We start from the raw sequence: 16,583 nt of genomic DNA on the forward strand, positions 1-16,583 counted from the left end.
CCAGCATTCACCCCTGCGGGTGCCGGTTCGCAAGGGGCCCGATCCACCGCCGGGAGGAGTGTATTCGGTGTCGGTCCCGCCCCTCGCCCCGACCATGCGTACCGGCTGGGAGGCCCTCCAGCGGCTTCCCTCCGACGCTGATCCCGACCAGGTCCTCAGCGCCGCAGGCGAAGATCTCGCGGCGCTGGGCGAGCAACTCCAGGAGTCCGCCGAGACGGCCCTGCGGTTCCAGCCCGTCCAGGTCAGCTTCGTCGACGACCCGGCCTGCCTGGAGGTCCAGGTCGAGGGCCCGAACGGCGGGCAGACGGTCCGGCTCGGCCTCCGGGTCATCCTCGCCGCCCGCAACAAGGACCTCGGCCCGCTCGAACTGCTGGCAAGTGCGCTGGTCGCCCCGAAACCACTCGCCGACACCTGGCGTCCGAAGCGGATCGGACAGGCGCTGCCACCCTCCGGCGACCAGCTGCTGGCCCGGCGGGAGATGTACCGGCTCACGCCGGCCGCCGAGGAGGTGGACAGCAACCTGAACACCGGCCACCACGTCCTGGTGACCGGGGACCACGGTTCCGGGCGGTCCGCACTCGCCGCGCACTTCGCGACGAAATACCTGAACGACAACCGGGGCGTCATCTGGCTGAACCTCAGCGACCCGGCCGACGGCCCCGAGTCCGTCGCGGCGGCGCTGCTCCAGCTCGAACGCCTCCGCGACTACCTGCTCGTCATCGACGGCCTGCACGCCAACATCCCGGCGGCCTGGAGCGTCTTCGACTACGTCAAGCGGATCCGGCAGACCTTCGGCGTGGTCGTGCAGGTGCTGGCCACCGGCTGGACGTCGGTCGGCCGGGTGGTCGAGCGCGGTGAGCAGATTCTCGACCTGCACCAGGTCCGGCTCGACGCCACCGCGACGATCCGGCAGATGCTCGCCGACGCCACGTTCCTGGACAACGACGCGCGGCTCAAGATAACCAAGCTGGCCGGCCAGGACGTACACATCGCCAAGTCGGCGCTGGACTTCTACGAGGCGTACCGGCGGTGCCCGACCGAACTCGACCTCCAGCAGGAGTACACCGGCGGCACCGAGGACCCGATGGAGCAGCGCGCCCTCTACCACCTGGCCTGTCTCGGCGTGCTCGGGCTGGCGATGGCGAGCCGGGAGGCGGACCAGCGCTTCGACGGCCGGCCCGAACGGCTGCACGGGCGCAACCTGGTGCACCGCACCGACGACGCGTACACCATCGGGCCGCGTCGGCGCGCCCAGCTGGTCGTCGAGCATGCCCTGAAGCACTGGACCAGCGAGTGCTACGCGGAGCCGGAGGACATCATCTGGCGGCACCTCCAGGCCGGCGGGGCCCGCGCGATCCGGGCCACCCTGAGCCGGCTCGACCAGATCGTCTCCCCCGACTCGCTCCGCGACGAGAGCCTCTACCTGCTCAGCACCTGGGACCTGCTCGAACAGCTCGCCTCGTACCTCGAACGCAAGATCGACGAGGATCCCACCTGGGGAGACAGCCTCGGCGCCGCGGTCTTCGCCGCGACCGCGCTCACCCGGCTGCGCCCGGACGACACGGAACGCTGGCGGAAGATCGCCGAACCCATCCGGAACCGGTGGCAGTACGAGAACCCCGAGCAGCGGTACCCGATACCGGTCGGCGGGACGACGGACGACTTCACCGACTTCACCGTGCACATCGCCGAGGCGATGCGCCGGGAGGACGAGATCCTCGCCCAGGCCGGCAACCCGCCGGAGCAGCCGGCCGACCAGATCGACCAGATGGTGGCCTACCAGAACTGGGTGCTGGGCCTGCTGCTCGGCCTGGAGAGCAGCGCACCCGCGGACTTCCGCGACACCACCCGGATCAAGCAGCTCGTCGCGATGGCCGAGCGCGCCCAGGAGCCGGCTGGCAGCTACTACCCCGGTCGGGTGCCGTGGGTGACCGCCCGGGTGCTGATCGGGATGAGCCAGGCCGGCCAGCGCGCCGACAACCCGCTGGTGTCGAAGTCGTGCCGCTGGCTGATCGGGCTGCTCGGCAACGACGGTCGGAAGGTGCAGTGGTGGCGCAGCGGTACCGGCACCTGGAACAGCGACGAGGCGACGACCGCGATGTGCCTCACCGCGCTGACCATGACCGGATATCCGAGCCGGCAACAGCTGACCGAGGCGGCCGGCTGGCTGGAGCGCCGCTGTGAGCGGTGCGCCCACAAGAATCGGGAGCTGGACCTCGCCAACATGCTGGAGACGCTGACGCTCTGTTCCGACCTGTCGCTCCAGCCGTACCTGAAGCCCCTGCTGGAGCGGATGGACCTGGAGCTGCGCAAGCCACCGCCACCGCCGTCGGAGTCCCGGCCCGAGGAGCGGCTACGGATGCCCTTCATCACCTACCAGCTCGCCAACGTCGTCTGGCAAACGGTCCGGACGGAGTGCCGTGCGCTGCTCAGTGACGTGTTGAGCACCCAGCGCGGCAGCACGGTGTCGCCGGTCGAGGTTCCCCTCAACGGTGCTGGGGTGGACGTCTTCGAGACGCCGAGGCTGGTGGAGGCGCGGCCCTGCGGCCTCCGGCCGGGCCAGCTGGGCATCTGGCACAACGCCTCGAACCAGCTGATCAGCGCCATCAACGACCAGATCAACAAGCGGGCCAAGGTACCGGTCCAGACGGTCTCGGTCCAGCGCAGCCTCGCCCAGTTGCTCGCCCAGCGGGACACCTGGCAGGAACTCTCCGGCGAGCTGGCCGAATCCGCGCCACGGCGGGTGCTGGAGGGGCTGGACCGGCTCGGCCGGCAGGTCCTCGACGTGGCATGGCCGAAGCTGCCCTTCCCGCTCGTCTACTGTGACGAGTCGCGCAACGGCGGACCGGGGCCGGACGAGGAGCGTCCGGCGTGACCGTGATCCCGCCCGCGCCGTCGTCGCTGAACTTCCTCGCCGGGATCTTCGCGGGCGCCGGGATCAACCTGATCACCTCGGTTTCCACCGGTCCCGAGGGCGAGGTGTCCACTGCCAAGATCGCGCTGGACGCGCTGCTCTGGGTACTCGCCGCCGCCTTCCTCACCTGGGCCGCCCAGGTGTTGGAACACGGGGAACGCGACGCCGACCTCTACATCGACCGCGACTTCAGCGATCGGGAGAAGCAGGACATCCGCGAACAGTACCTGCGCGGCGCGTTCCGGAAGGCGCGCATTCCCCTGGTGCTGACCGGAATCGCGTTGGTCGGTGCGATTCTGCTGCTGCCCCGGTTCATCCAGTGGGGCGAGCTTCTCTGATGCGGGCAGGGTCGGATCGGTGGCGGGACGACACCGGCGACCGGCGACCGGTGGCGTCCCGTTCCGATGATCGGACGGAGCCCCGCCGACGCTTTCTCATCCTGCATGGCTGGCAGAACCACCGGCCGGTCGGCCACTGGCAGCGGTGGCTGGCCGAACGACTCACCGCCGCCGGCCACGACGTCTGTTATCCGCAACTCCCCGACCCCGAATTTCCGATACTCAAGGATTGGCTCGCCGCGACGGAGCAGGCCCTGGCCCGGGCACCCGGCGTCGAGCAGGCGGTGGTGGCACACAGTCTCTCCTGCGTGACCTGGCTCCACCTCGCCCGCCAGGGCAGCGTGCACCTGCCGGTCGGCCGGGTGCTCCTGGTCGCGCCGCCGGGACCTCGGTTCCTCGCGGAAACGGCGGAACTACGCGGATTCCAACTCCCACCCGATGCGCTGGACGTGATCCATTCGGGGTCGCTCGCCGTACCCCGATTGGTCTGTGCCGACAATGATCGATACTGCCAGCCGCCAGCCGATGCCGTTTATGGCCGACTGTGCGATGTCGACCGGGTGAACGGCGCAGGGCACCTCGACATGGCGGCCGGTTACGGACGCTGGTTGTCGGCGCTGCGGTGGTGTGAAGATGCCACGTACCGGCTGAACGCCGAATAGCCGGGGTGGACCCGTTTGCCTAGCATTCGGGAATGGACCCGACGCTTGCCGAACTGGCCCGGTCGCTGCGGGAGAACGGCTCCGCCAGCGCCCGGGAGCAGTCAATGGTCCGGTTTCGGTCGCGGGTCGCCGGGATCGTGCGCGGGCGGGCTTCGTACGCTCCGGGCCCGGGAGCCGGAACCCCCGACGTCTGGACCGACGGCACGGCCGGTCCGCCCGCCCTCTCCATCAAGGTCGTGCTCTGGGACGGCCGGAGCCTGGCCGCCCGGGTCACCGAGCTGTCCGCGGCCGGGCTGGCCCTCCGCCGGAACCTCGGCGACGACGGCCGGCTCGGGCTGCTGCTCGTCGTCCTGCCGGCCGAGCCGGCGACCGACCTGTCCGGCCTGGGCCCGCAACTCGCCGGCACCGGGTTCGACCGGATCGCGGTCGGGGTGGCCACTCCCGAGGGCGGCTGGTCCACACTCGACCGTAACGGCGTACCGACCCCGGTCGCCGACCTCGACGCGGCGGTGGCCCACCTCCGCACCGCCGAGGAGCCGCCACCGCCGAGCGCCCCGGACATCCACCCGGCCGGGTCGGACGGGTCGGACGGGTCGAGCGCGACCCGGTTCCTGCTCGTCGCCGACGAATGGCACTCCGAGGCGGGTGGCATCTCGACCCTCAACCGCGAACTCGCGGTCGCGCTGGCCGAGGTGGGCGTCGACGTACGGGTGATGGTGCCGACCGCCACCCAGCAGGATCGGGACGCCGCGCTGAAGGACGGCGTCCAGCTCGTCACCCCCGATCCGGTACCGGGCATCACCGGCAAGGAACTGCTGCTCACCCGGCCCGGCTTCGACGACGAGCCGTACCGGCCGGACGTGATCGTCGGGCACGGCCGCATCCTCGGACCGTACGCCTACGCGGCACACCACCACTACTTCCCGACCGCCAAGCGGGTGCACGTCGTACACATGGATCCGGACCGCCTCGGCCAGGCGAAGGAGGAGCCGGGCGGCCCGTCCCTGATGGTGACCAGCGACGAACGGCGGGAGTTGGAGGTGCAGCTCGCCATCACCGCCGACCTGGTCGCGGGGGTCGGACCGCACCTGAGCAGGACGATCGACAACCTGATGCGGGGCCGACTGTCGACCCGACCACCCGTCTTCACCCTGATCCCCGGGCTGCGGGACTGGGGCGGCGTCGTCGACCTGGACGACCTGCCGGACCGGCGCCAGGTGCTGCTGATGGCCCGGGCCGAGGACGTCCGCTCCAAGGGCCTGGACATCGCGGTCAACATGGTCAAGCGGGCGATCGAGGAACTCGGCGACAGTCTCGACGAGCGGCCCGCCCTGGTCATCCGCGGGGTACGCCCGGAGGACGCCGACGAGGTCAAGGCCCGGCTCGACCCGCTGGCCAGCCCGGAGCTGGAGGTCTTCCTCCGCACCTACTCGCCCGACGAGGCGATGCTGCGCAACGACCTGTGGGCCTCCCGGGCGGTCATCATGCCGTCCCGGCACGAGGGGTTCGGGCTCGCGGCGTACGAGGCGATCGCTGCCGGCGTACCCGTGCTGATCACCGCGGAGAGCGGGCTGGCGCAGTTGCTGACCAGCCAGACCCGGGACGGCGAGCGCCGGACGCCCCGCGAGGTGCTCCGGGTCCGGGGCGGCGACAGCCAGGTCGTGGAGGCCTGGGCGCAGGCACTGTACGAGACCCTGGTCGACCCGGTCACCGCCTTCGGCCGGGCCGCCGAGCTGCGCGGGCAACTGCTGGAGAGGGTGAGCTGGCGGCGGACCGCGCTGGATCTCCTTGCCCGCCTCGGCTACCCCGCCGACCCGAGCTGACCCCCGGCCGGTGGCGTGCCGCTGTGGCCCCGGGCCCGATCCCGTGCCACCGGCGGTCCTAGCGGGACGGACGCCCGGCGAGCGCCGCGGCGGGCCAGGCCAGCAACAACACGAAGGGGTACGCGAACAGCGTGTCGACCACCAGCCGGGAAGACTGCGGTTGGTACTCCCAGTCGAAGATCCAGAGCAGTAACAGGCTCGGCAGCATCCCGGCGGCGGCAACGGCGGCGACGGCCAGGCCACGGTTGCCGAGCCGCGCGGTCGCGGCGAGCGCCGCTTCGAGGACGAGGCCGGTACCGAGGCAACCGCCGACCAGGGTCAGGAACCAGATGTCGGGATGGTGCTCCCAGAAGTAGAACTCGACCGGGATCCCCCACGGCAGACGGAAGATGTCCCGCCCGGCCTGTACCACCACGAGCCCGACCAGCCCGGCGACGACACCGGAGACCACCTGCGCCACGAACGCGACGCCTCGACGGCGAGCCCAGATCCCGGCCAGCAGACCCGCAAGCGGTATGAGCTGCCAGGCGTACCGGTCCGTCCAGTACGGCAGCGGACCGTCGTATCCGGCCAGCATCGGGTAGGCGGTCATCGCCGCACCGACCACCGCGCCGAGCAGCACCGCGACGGCGAAGGCGACGGCTGCCGGGCGCGGTGCCGGGGCCGGCTCGCCCGGGATCGACCGTTGCGCGACCGGGCCGGCGGCCATCGTCGGCGCCGCTGTCGGTGTTGACGGTGTTGTGTGTGTCGGTGGGGGTGTCGTCGGCGTTGTGGCTGTCGGCGGTGTGGGTGGTGTGGGTGGTGTGGGTGGTGTGGGTGGTGGCGGTGGTGTGAGGGCCTGCGCCGGGTGGGTCCGGACCGGTGGCGCCGGGTCGACCGGGGTCGGTCCGCCGGACGGCGGTGCGTGCAGACTGCCATGGGCCACCACCAGCTCCGGCTGGTCGATGACCGTCGGCGCCACGCCGAGCGCCCGGTGCAGCATCGTGGCGACCAGCGGGATCCGGCTCGACCCGCCGACCAGGAAGACCCCGGCCAGCCGGTCGGCGGAGACCCCGCTGCCGAACAGCGTCGACGTGGTCAGGACCACCGTCCGCTCCAGTACCGGCCGGACCAGCTCGTCGAACTCCGTACGGGTGAGGTGGACCTCGCGGTCCAGCCCGGGCAGGACGATCGGCGCCGTGACGAATCGACTGAGCTGTTCCTTGGCGGCCCGCGCCTCCTGCTGCGCCTGCTGCCAGCGACGCGCTTCGCTGAGTCCGAGCCGCGCCCCGGTCTCGTCGGCACCGGCGTGGGTCGCCATCCACTGGACGATCGCGGCGTCGATGTCGACTCCACCCACGTCGTCCAACCCGGCGGTGGCGCGTACCTCCCAGCCGCCGTCGGGCAGCCGCCGTACCGCGCTGATGTCGAAGGTGCCGCCCCCGAGGTCGTACACCACCAGGGTGCCGCCCGGCTCCACCCGGTGGCCGAGCACCTGGGTGAAGTAGAACGCGGCGGCGACCGGCTCGGCCAGCAGCCGGACCGCGCCCCCCAGCCCTGTGCCAGCCGCCGCCCGCGCCAGTACTCCGCGCCGCTGGGCACCCCAACTGGCCGGATGGGTCAACACCGCCGACGTGGGCGTGGTGCCGAGCGCACGCCGCGCGGTCTGGGCCACCCGGGACAGCACGGCTCGTACCGCCTCTTCCACCGTTGTCTCGACATCGCCCAGCAGCAGCGTCCCGTCGGCGATGTGGCGCTTCGGATTGGGCTCGGACCGGCCGGGATCGAGCCGGGAACCGCGGAGTGCGTCGTGTCCCACCAGCAGTTGACCGGTTGACTGTGCGAACACCGCGGAGGGCAGCAGCGGCGACGCGTCGAACAGCAGCGACTCGGTCCGGCCGCTCGGCATCCGTACCGCGGCAACGGTGTGCGAGGTGCCGAAGTCGACGCCGAGGGCGGCTGGCGTGGTGAGCACGCAACGGACCGTATCAACGGTCGTCGAGCTGCACGTCCCGGCCGCAGTCGGTTCACGGAGCGGGATTGGCGGCGTCACGCCACTGTCCCGGGGTCATCCCGTGGCTGGCGCGGAAGCGTTTGATGAAATAGCTGACGTCCGGATAGCCGACCCGACGGCTGATCGCCGCAACGGTCAGATCCGTCTCGGTGAGCAGCAGGCGGGCCTGCTGCATCCGGCGCTGCGCGATCCACTGCGCAACGGTCCGGCCGGTCTTCCGGCGTACGACGGTGGTGAGGTGACCGGTGGTGAGCGCGAGTTCGCCAGCGATGTCGGCCAGCGAGATGGGCTCGTGGTAGCGCTGCTCGATCGCGTCGAAGACCGCCCCGAGCAGTGGCTCGTTCGAGGACCGCAACTGGTCGGCAACGTCGGTCGACAACCGGGCGGCGGCCACGAGTACCAGGGTCAGGTGGGCGAGGGCGGCTTCCTGGTGGCCGTCGCGCCGGGCCCGTAGCTCGACGTCGAGCGCGGCGAAGCGCTCGACCCAGGCCGCCCGGTCGGCCGCCGGGATGCGGAGCCGCTGCGTCCGGTCGATTCCCTGCGCGAACGGGAAGAGCAGCGGGTGCGTCCGCCACGACGAGTACGCCCCGGACATCCCGGGTCGCACCACGTCGGCGGGAAACCAGACCACCCAGCCGTCGGTGGCGACCTCTTCGTGTGGGTCGAACGAGACGACCTGCCCCGGCGCGATGACGAAGAGGTCCCCGTCGGTCACCGTCCACGTCCGGCCGTCGATCCGCACCGTCCCGTCGGCTCGGTGTGCGTAGAAGAGCGCCAGGAAGTCGTGGGTGTGCGCTTCGCCGGTGGCCGGGCCGACGGCCGGCGCGCCGTCGGCGACCCGGGCCACGGCGATCGGAGCGCGGCCGGGTACGTGACCGAAGCCGATGACCGGCACGCCCTGCCCGGTCACCCCGACAGCCCGGGGCGTTGGAACCGAACTTTGTCGCATCCCGCCCACGGTTCCGCCATTGTCCGCGTCTTTGGCCCGCATGAAGCTGAGAGTACGACCGAACTTCATCGGATATGGAGCGCGAGATGACCGGACAGGCCAACACCAGTCGCGAGCGGCACTACCTGCCCGCCATGGGCAAACATTGGCTGCTGCCCCTCTACGACCCGTTCACCCGGCTCGCCGGTGTCGGACGCACCCACGACCAGCTTCTGGACCGCGCCGACCTCCGACCCGGCCAGCGGGTCCTGGAGATCGGCTGCGGCACCGGTAACCTCCTGCGGGCGCTTGGGCGGCGCCATCCGGACGTCGACGCGCTGGGCATCGACCCGGACCCGGCCGCGCTGCGCCGCGCCCGCCGCAAGGCGGCCCGGGCCGGGTTCCCGATCCGGTACGAGCGCGCCTTCGCCGACGAACTACCGTTGCCCGACGACAGCTTCGACCGGGTACTGTCCGCGTTCATGCTGCACCACCTGGCCTCAGGCGAGCGGACGCGCGCGTTACAGGAGGTCCGGCGGGTGTTGCGTCCCGGCGGTGAACTGCACCTGGTTGACATCGACGGCACGCCGTCCGGGCGGGTGACCCGCCGGGCGCACCGCCATCCGCGCCTGGCGGAGAGCCTCCCTGAGTGGGTGCTGACCGCGTTGGCCGATGCCGGCCTGACCGACGTCGCGGAGAACGGTCGCGGCGGGACCTGGTTCGGCGGCGTCGTCTTCTACCGGGCGGTGGCGGGCCGGACCGGGTAGCCCGGGCGGCTCCTGCGGCACCGGAGGCGGTGCGCGAGGACCGACGGACAGACCGCTCGGGCTACCGCTCCCCCGCCGGCTGGCCGTTCCAGATCGAGATCGTGGCGTTCCCGAGGCGGGGCCGGCCCACCTGGCGGCCGACGGCTCGTGGCACATCGTGACCAACGACCGGGCCCGGGTCAGGGCGCCGCCGGTGGGGCCGGCGGCGGCAGGAAGCGGCCGCGCGCCGCAGCCACGATCGACCGTACGACGATTCCGCCGATCAGGGCCGAGATGGCCGCCAGGACCAGGTACGTGTAGACGCGGTGACCCGGCGGTTCGCCGTCGGTGATCCAGTGCAGGGCGGCCGTCGCCACCGCCGACCAGGAGAACGTGAACGCCCAGAAGCTGGGGGCGAAGTGCAGCCGCAGGTAGAGCGGGAGCAGGCGGATCTGGGCGAGGACCAGCAGCAGCCCGTACCCGGAGACCAGCGTCACCCAGATGTCGATCCGGCCGCCGTTGAGGGCGAAGAGCGCGATCCCGGCCAGCGCGGAGGGGGCCACCTCGATCGCGAGGGTCGGGATGAGCGGCGTGGGCAACGGCGGCCGGACGAAGAGGCGGTTCAGGGTCAGCGAGCCGAGGACCAGCCAGCAGATGAGCCCGAGCCCGAGCATGATCTCGGCCAGGGTGCGCTGCCCGACGGCGGAGGCGGCGGCCGAGGCGATCAACCCGCCGGCCACGGTGGGCAGGAAGTAGCCGGGGTGGATCTGGTCGATGTCGACTCGTCCGTAGATCCACTGCCCGGTTATCCAGCCGCCGAAGAGGAGCGTGAGGACCAGGAACACGTCGACGAGGATCCGGCCGACGTGCAGGTTGTGCGGGGCGACACCCTGCGCGGCGAGCAGCACCGGCGTGATGACGGCGAGCGAGACGAACGGGCTGGTGACCGGGTCCACCAGGTCGCCGACGAGGGCTCTCGGCCGGCGCAGCGCGTAGCCGGCGTACGCCGCCAGCACGGCGAGCCAGGCCAGCGTGGCGAGCGCCAACAGGGCGTTGCCGATCCAGGTCGGTACGTCGCCGTCGTGTCCGGCCACCATCCAGGTGTTGCCCAAGCCGGCCAGCCCGAAGGGGATGCCGAAGAAGCTCGGTGGAATCCGGACGGCGACCACCTGACACCTCCCGTGATGGGGCGGTCCCCCTCGGTCGATCCGGTTACATCCTGCCCGGAAACCGGTCCGACGCGCGGTCGAATCGGTCAATCGCGCCGAGGCGGGTCGGGCGGATTCGCGACGGGCCGGTCCGGCGGATCTCGCCCCGGCGTCGTTCGTCGAGTTCGCGTCTGCACGACCCGCCCGGGCACCATCGGCGTTGTCCCGGGGAGGCAGGAGACGCGAGCGGCCGAGGCCCGGGTGGCCGTGGACCTGACGGTGGGCCAGGGCTTGCTTAGGATGCTCTCCGGCCCCCGGTCGGTCCACCGGAAACGGGCCCAGCTTCTGGATCTGCCGGGTTCCTGGCCCGTGCTCATGAGTGGATGCCGCCGGTCGAAGGGCCAGGTCAGCCCCGGGCCGTTCCGCCCAGCCGCCACGGCGCGTCTGTCGGGGTCGCTGCCTAGGGTGTAGGAATGATTGATCAGCGCCAGGTGCTGAACTTCCGCGTTCAGGCGCAGCAGCTTGACCGGGCCGAGGGCATGCTCGAAGACACCGCTGTGCTCGATATCGGGGTGCAGGAAACCGGTCCGGACGGCGGCAAGTGGGCGCTGGCTCTGCGCGGGGTCGATGTGGCGGCGTTGTCCGAGGAGGATGTGATCCTGCTGTGGACCGTGCGAGGTGCGCCACACCTCTACCGCCGTGCTGACGTGGGGAAGGTGGCGGCCGCGGTCGAGCCGTTCTCCGACGCTGACGCCGGCAAGCGCATCTACGATGCCGCCAGGCCGTTGAAGGCGGCTGGCATCGGCATTCTGGCCGCTCTGGACGAGGTGGCCGCTCAGATGCGAGCCATCGTCACGAAGCCGACGGTCAAGGGTGACGTCTCCGGGCGCTTGGCCGAGGTGATGCCCGAGCCGTATCTGCGGTTCTGCCGACCGTGCGACGCTACCCACCTCTACGAGATGCCGTTCCGGTTGGCCGCCGTACGGGCCGCGTTGGAACTGCGACTCGACACATCGCCGCCGGTTCTGCAGCGCATCGCGGGCTTCAGGAAGGCCGCCGCCTTGGGCGACAGATTCGACCTCATCCGCGCGTACCTTCGGCTGCTCGGCCCGGCCACGCCCAAACACGTGGCCGACTATCTCGATGCGCCGGTCAAGGACGTGAAGGCACGCTGGCCCGAAGATGTGATCGAGGTGAGGGTCGGCGGCGAGACACGCTGGCTCCTGGTCGCCGACGAACAGGCCCTGGCATCGGCCGAGACCAAGGCAACCCGGCTACTCGGCCCGTTCGACCTTTTCCTCCAGGCCAAAGACCGAGCAACGCTGGTGCCGGGCACGGCCCACGCCAAGGAGTTGTGGCCGGTGCTGGGTCGCCCCGGCGCCGTCCTGGTCGACGGTGAACTCGTCGGCACCTGGCGTCCCCGCAAGTCCGGGAAAACGTTGAAGGTTGCCATCCAGCCGTGGCAGAAGCTGACCGCTACCACGCGCAATAACGTCGTCGAACAAGCGGAACGCCTCGCCGCGTACCGCGCCGTCTCCCTCGCCGGGGTCGAATTCGCCACCTAGAGCGTGTCCTGTCGATCCTGTAATGGTCGATGGTTAACGATGTGCTGGTGGTACGTCGTGGTGAGTTGACCGATGAGGCGTGGGTGGTGATCGCGCCGTTGCTGCCCGAGTCTGGTGGGCCTCGGGGACGGTGGCGGAATCACCGGCAGGTCATTGACGGGGTCTTGTGGAAGCTGCGAACGGGTGCCCCGTGGCGGGACCTGCCGGAACGGTACGGGCCGTGGAAGACCTGCCACGAGCGCCTGCGCCGGTGGACGGCGGATGGGACATGGGATCGGATTCTGGCCACGGCCCAGGTCCGCGACGACGGCACACCGGTGCAATGGACAATCAGCGTCGACTCGTCGATCGTGCGGGCACACCAGCATGCCGCTGGCGCCCGCAAAAAAGGGGCTCCCCGACAAGTCCGGCGACGCCTGGTGCGCAGGATGGCGAGGCGATCGGCCGATCCCGAGGCGGACTGAGCACGAAGATTCACCTGGCCGTCGACGGACGCGGACGACCGCTGTCGATCCTGCTCACGCCCGGCCAGGCCGGCGACAACCCCCAACTCCTCCCGCTACTCGACGCCATCCGCGTCAACGAACCGGGACCCGGCCGACCCCGCAAACGTTCGGACCTGCTGATTGCCGACAAGGGCTACGCCCACGACTCCACCCGCCGAGCATTGCGGCATCGCAGGATCCGCCATGCGATCCCGGAACGCTCGGACCAGTTCGCCCGTCGGGCCGCCAAGGGCAGCGCCGGTGGGCGACCGCCAGCCTTCGACAAGACGGTCTACAAGAAGCGCAACGTCGTGGAACGCTGCTTCAACCGACTCAAGCAATGGCGGGACCTGGCCACCCGCTACGCCAAACGCGCATCCCTCTACCGGGCCAGCCTGGTCCTGATCGCCGCAGTCATCTGGCTCGGGTGACCGGCCGGCACATGTCAGGTGTCCCTGAGGTGCAGAGACAGGACCAGCGCAGAAGAGACCGCCAGCTCACGGTTAAGTAGCTCGTCCCGAGGAACGAACACCATGGCTCGTCCCTCGCCCAATACCACGTCCTCCTGCCGCGCCCTGGTGGTGCCACTGAACATATGGACCGTCACACTGTGAGGAAAGCCGACCTCATACGGACGGGGACCGCTCCACAGGAGGCGCAACTCATCCGCCGTCAAACCCGATTCTTCCAGCAACTCCCGGCGGGCCGCCTCCTCAGGTGACTCACCGGGTTCAACATGACCGCCTGGCAGACTCCACTGATTCGGCGACACGGCCACGTCCTCATCCCGGTGCTGTAAGAGCACCGCGCCCGAGGAATCGACAAGCAGCACGAGCGCGACCTCATAGGTGGCCACCACAAGATCATGCCACGCCCGATACAGACGCAAAGGACCTCGCAGCACCACTACATGATCGACAGGACACGCTCTAGTACGGCTGCCGCACACCGCGACCGACAGGTTGCTGTGGTTCCGGCTGGCTAGTCCACCTGTCGTGCGCTTGCCAGAGTGGCGATCTTTTCGACAAGGGCCACGGGTACCAGGAAGGCGATGTCCCACGTTTCGTCGTCGTGTCCGATGAGTACCGTCGCGGTCTCAGGACCTGCGTCCTCCGCAGGAGCGCACCAGAAGACCCTGCTGCCGGCGCTTGTTCCCGCCGCGATCGCCCTACGTTCGTTCCACACGGCGGCTCGGATGCCGCTGAGCTGGGCCAGGTCCTCGAAGGTCGACCAGACGTTCAGTTCCCAGTCGTCGCCACCTTGGAGCTTCAGCACCACCTCGTGCGGCGGACCCGCAGCGCCGAGTGACATGTCGATGATCGGTTGCATGCGGCGATCGTAAGCCGGGAAGCGGAGACCCAGATCGAACAGCGGCATTCCGCGTCCTGCTGCGCAAACACCGGCTCGGCTACGTGTTGGTGGTGTCCTGCAGTCACCTGGTTCCGCTCGACGGCGGGCCGTACCAGGAAACCATCGCTCCCGTCACAGGTCGCGGCCACACGAGGTCGGAGACGCGCGGTCATGCCGGGCAGCGCGACTGTTGCGCGGCAGGCTCGCTTCGTGACCGACACCTCCGGCGCCGACAGGGATCAGGTAGCCGAACTTTCGCTGTGCTCAACGCTCGCCCTCGTCCTTCAAACCCGAGCCCCATTCCCACATTGCCTGCAGCACCGGTGCGAGCGCACGTCCGCGGTCGGTGAGGGCGTAGCGCACCCGCGGGGGCCAACCGGGCGTCCGCCGTCGATCGAGTACAGCCGCCTCGGTCAACTGCGCGAGTCGATCCGCGAGGGTTTTGTCCGAGAGCTTCGGAAGGGCCTCGGCAAGCTCGCTGAAGCTGCGATCACCCTGTAGGAATTCGCGGATCACCAGGGCGGTCCACCGGCCACGCAACACCGCCAAGGTGACATCCACCGGGCACGACGGGTGTGGTTCGACCGTACGACCCGAGCAGGCGTCTATCAGCCTCGTTGCCTCATAGCCAACCGTTTGGTGAGCCACGAATCCGCCTCCTAGCCTCGCTGCGTACGCCGCACAGCAACATCGTCAGTCGGGAGCATCATGCGAATCCATCATCTCAACTGCGGCTCGTTGCGGGAGATCACACCGACCGGCGAAGGGCAGCGGCCACTGCCCGGCGTGTGCCACTGCCTGCTCGTGGAGACCGACAGCGACGGGCTGGTCCTGGTGGAAACCGGCTTCGGCCTCGGCGACATCGAGGCGCCGGAGAGGTCACTGGGCGAGGAGTTCCTTGGCTGGGCCCGGCCTGCGCTCGACCCGGACGAGCCGGCCCTCCGGCAGATCGCCAGGCTGGGCTTCGCCTCAGAGGACGTACGCCATGTCATCCTCACCCACCTGCATCGCGACCACACCGGCGGTCTACCCGATTTCCCCCGGGCCACCGTGCATGTCCATGAGAACGAGTACGAAGCGGCGATGACCAGTGGGCGGTACCCGCACCAGGCGCATTGGGCACACCAGCCGGACTGGGCCAGGTACAGCTTCACCGAGGGTGAGCGGTGGTTTGGTTTCGACCGGGTACGCCAGCCGATTGGGCTGCCCTCCGACATCCTGCTAATCCCGTTGGTTGGGCACACTCCGGGGCACATCGCCGTCGCGGTCAGGGATGACGACCGTTGGCTGCTGCACGTCGGCGATGCCTACTACCATCACGGAGAGCTGGCACCCGAGCCCGGACGAGTACCACCCTTCCTGGTCTCCCTGCAGTCCGGCATAGAGACCGACCCAGCGCAGCGGCTGGGCAACCTTGAGCGGCTGCGGTCCCTCGCCCGCGACCACCTGACGGAAGTGGCCATCGTATCGGCGCACGATCCCTGGGAGCTCCGCCGATACGCCAACCGATGAGCTGCTGCGGAATCTCCGTGACGCCGCCCGACCAGGGAACCGGGTCGCGCTATGCGTCCCAGCTCCTTCGCAGCGGCTTCTAGGTCGTGGCGGGCGATTGCGGCACGGAACTGTCACGCTTCCGCGGCTCGATTCCCACGGCCGGCCTGCTCGCGATCGATCGCGCCGACGACCGTCTCGGGTGTTCGCGGTCAGCGTGACGATCGGGGTGGTGACCGGCGGCCCGGATCGTGCAGGGTGTGCTCCATGAGGGCCGGTTTCGTTCTGGTGCACAGTCCGTCGGTCGGGCCTGCGACATGGGCGCCGACAGCGCGGGGACTGGAGGACTCGGGGGCGGTCGTGGTCGTGCCGTCGCTGGTCGGGGTGGCGGAAACCGGCCCACCATACTGGCGGTCCGTCGCCGAGACGGTCAGCGCAGCGATCGACCAGTTGCCCCAGGATCAACCCGTGGTGATCGTGGCGCACAGCAACGCGGGCCTCTTCGTGCCGGTAATCGTCGAGGCAGCCTCGCGGGAGGTGGCCGGCTGCCTGTTCGTGGATGCGGCCTTGCCGTCGCGTAGCGGACCCACACCTGTCGCGCCGCCCGAGTTGCTGGACTTCCTGCGTCCGAAGGCGGTCGGTGGTCGGCTGCCGCAATGGACGGCGTGGTGGGAGGAGTCGGACGTCGTACCGATGTTTCCGGACGCCCAAACGCGGAGTGCGGTGTCGGCCGAGCAGCCTCGGCTCCCGTTGGACTATTACGAGGAGCTCGTGCCCACGCCGGTCGGCTGGGACGACCGGCCGTGCGGTTATCTGCTGTTCGGCCCGCCGTACGAGCCGGTCGCTGAGGATGCGGCCAAGCGGGGGTGGGCCGTCGACCACATTCCCGGCCGGCATCTGCATCAGTTGGTCGACCCAGGTGCCGTGACGGAGCGCATCGCGGCGATGACCCGAGAATGGTCGCCCAAGGTCTGAGCCAGTCGTGATCCGGCGCGCGCGAATCTGCCACCGGCCCGGCGGCACATTCGGGCAAGCGGGAGGTGAGGTGGGACGTGAGGTCGTGCCGCTGCACGGACGGTCGCCGGATTCAGGTCCGCCGAGCACAGCGTGTCGATGCCGGGCCGGAGCATGGTTCAGCTG

General features: G+C 70.1%; 15 protein-coding genes. 9 read left to right on the forward strand and 6 right to left on the reverse strand.

Annotation, left to right across the window (positions count from 1 at the left end):
• Nucleotides 1-67 precede the first annotated feature (67 nt).
• Genes C6W10_RS21365 through C6W10_RS21380 form a run of 4 tightly spaced genes read left to right on the forward strand, consistent with a single transcriptional unit; the run spans nucleotide 68 to nucleotide 5,737 of the window.
• Entirely contained in the window at nucleotides 68-2,875 is a 2,808-nt protein-coding gene (locus tag C6W10_RS21365) for a hypothetical protein (protein ID WP_159104696.1), read from the forward strand.
• Complete coding sequence (locus tag C6W10_RS21370) at nucleotides 2,872-3,252, forward strand: hypothetical protein (RefSeq protein ID WP_107259929.1); 381 nt, start codon at nucleotides 2,872-2,874, stop codon at nucleotides 3,250-3,252. The genes C6W10_RS21365 and C6W10_RS21370 overlap by 4 nt, the downstream gene beginning before the upstream one ends.
• 50 nt (nucleotides 3,253-3,302) lie before the next feature.
• A complete protein-coding gene (locus tag C6W10_RS21375; RefSeq protein WP_199853712.1) occupies nucleotides 3,303-3,914 on the forward strand; it encodes an alpha/beta hydrolase in 612 nt (203 codons plus the stop codon).
• 32 nt (nucleotides 3,915-3,946) lie between these two features.
• Nucleotides 3,947-5,737: a glycosyltransferase family 4 protein gene (locus C6W10_RS21380; RefSeq protein ID WP_107259933.1), complete on the forward strand. Its 1,791-nt coding sequence runs from the start codon at nucleotides 3,947-3,949 to the stop codon at nucleotides 5,735-5,737.
• 58 nt (nucleotides 5,738-5,795) lie between these two features.
• Here the strand turns inward: C6W10_RS21380 and C6W10_RS21385 are convergent, their stop codons facing one another.
• Together C6W10_RS21385 and C6W10_RS21390 are read right to left on the reverse strand one after the other, a co-directional pair.
• Complete coding sequence (locus C6W10_RS21385; protein WP_107259935.1) at nucleotides 5,796-7,691, reverse strand: Hsp70 family protein; 1,896 nt, start codon at nucleotides 7,689-7,691, stop codon at nucleotides 5,796-5,798.
• 52 nt (nucleotides 7,692-7,743) lie between these two features.
• Entirely contained in the window at nucleotides 7,744-8,625 is an 882-nt protein-coding gene (locus C6W10_RS21390) for an AraC family transcriptional regulator (RefSeq protein WP_107264156.1), read from the reverse strand.
• A gap of 140 nt (nucleotides 8,626-8,765) precedes the next feature.
• Here C6W10_RS21390 and C6W10_RS21395 point away from each other — a divergent pair, with 140 nt between their 5' ends.
• Nucleotides 8,766-9,425, forward strand: a complete 660-nt coding sequence (locus C6W10_RS21395; protein ID WP_107264155.1) for a class I SAM-dependent methyltransferase — start codon at nucleotides 8,766-8,768, stop codon at nucleotides 9,423-9,425.
• Between the two features lie 179 nt (nucleotides 9,426-9,604).
• Here the strand turns inward: C6W10_RS21395 and C6W10_RS21400 are convergent, their stop codons facing one another.
• The gene (locus C6W10_RS21400; protein ID WP_199853713.1) at nucleotides 9,605-10,573 is read right to left on the reverse strand and encodes a hypothetical protein; all 969 of its coding nucleotides are present in this window, start codon (nucleotides 10,571-10,573) and stop codon (nucleotides 9,605-9,607) included.
• Nucleotides 10,574-11,025: 452 nt separating this feature from the next.
• Here C6W10_RS21400 and C6W10_RS21405 point away from each other — a divergent pair, with 452 nt between their 5' ends.
• Both C6W10_RS21405 and C6W10_RS21410 read left to right on the forward strand, forming a co-directional pair.
• Nucleotides 11,026-12,117: a winged helix DNA-binding domain-containing protein gene (locus C6W10_RS21405; RefSeq protein WP_107259936.1), complete on the forward strand. Its 1,092-nt coding sequence runs from the start codon at nucleotides 11,026-11,028 to the stop codon at nucleotides 12,115-12,117.
• Nucleotides 12,118-12,146: 29 nt separating this feature from the next.
• Nucleotides 12,147-13,033 (forward strand): IS5 family transposase gene (locus C6W10_RS21410; protein ID WP_255419602.1). Its coding sequence is split into 2 segments (ribosomal slippage): nucleotides 12,147-12,533 and nucleotides 12,536-13,033, totalling 885 coding nucleotides; the frame shifts between segments, so codons are not numbered across the junction.
• Nucleotides 13,034-13,047: 14 nt separating this feature from the next.
• Here C6W10_RS21410 and C6W10_RS21415 read toward each other — a convergent pair.
• The 3 genes from C6W10_RS21415 to C6W10_RS21425 all read right to left on the reverse strand — a co-directional run bounded on the left by C6W10_RS21415 (nucleotide 13,048) and on the right by C6W10_RS21425 (nucleotide 14,513).
• Complete coding sequence (locus C6W10_RS21415) at nucleotides 13,048-13,458, reverse strand: NUDIX domain-containing protein (RefSeq protein WP_107264158.1); 411 nt, start codon at nucleotides 13,456-13,458, stop codon at nucleotides 13,048-13,050.
• Nucleotides 13,459-13,583: 125 nt separating this feature from the next.
• Nucleotides 13,584-13,979 carry a hypothetical protein gene (locus tag C6W10_RS21420; protein WP_107259938.1) on the reverse strand — a complete coding sequence of 132 codons (396 nt, stop codon included), beginning with the start codon at nucleotides 13,977-13,979 and terminating at the stop codon, nucleotides 13,584-13,586.
• A gap of 237 nt (nucleotides 13,980-14,216) precedes the next feature.
• Complete coding sequence (locus C6W10_RS21425; protein WP_199853714.1) at nucleotides 14,217-14,513, reverse strand: helix-turn-helix domain-containing protein; 297 nt, start codon at nucleotides 14,511-14,513, stop codon at nucleotides 14,217-14,219.
• Nucleotides 14,514-14,660: 147 nt separating this feature from the next.
• On the opposite strand from C6W10_RS21425, the gene C6W10_RS21430 reads away from it, so the two are divergent.
• Nucleotides 14,661-15,464 (forward strand): MBL fold metallo-hydrolase, encoded by an 804-nt coding sequence (locus tag C6W10_RS21430; RefSeq protein WP_107259940.1) that lies wholly within the window; start codon nucleotides 14,661-14,663, stop codon nucleotides 15,462-15,464.
• A 339-nt stretch (nucleotides 15,465-15,803) separates the two neighbouring features.
• Nucleotides 15,804-16,418, forward strand: coding sequence for an alpha/beta hydrolase (locus tag C6W10_RS21435; RefSeq protein ID WP_234361370.1), 615 nt, complete (start codon nucleotides 15,804-15,806; stop codon nucleotides 16,416-16,418).
• Nucleotides 16,419-16,583: the final 165 nt, after the last annotated feature.

Source organism: Plantactinospora sp. BB1 (assembly GCF_003030385.1).
Taxonomy (GTDB): Bacteria; Actinomycetota; Actinomycetes; order Mycobacteriales; family Micromonosporaceae; genus Plantactinospora.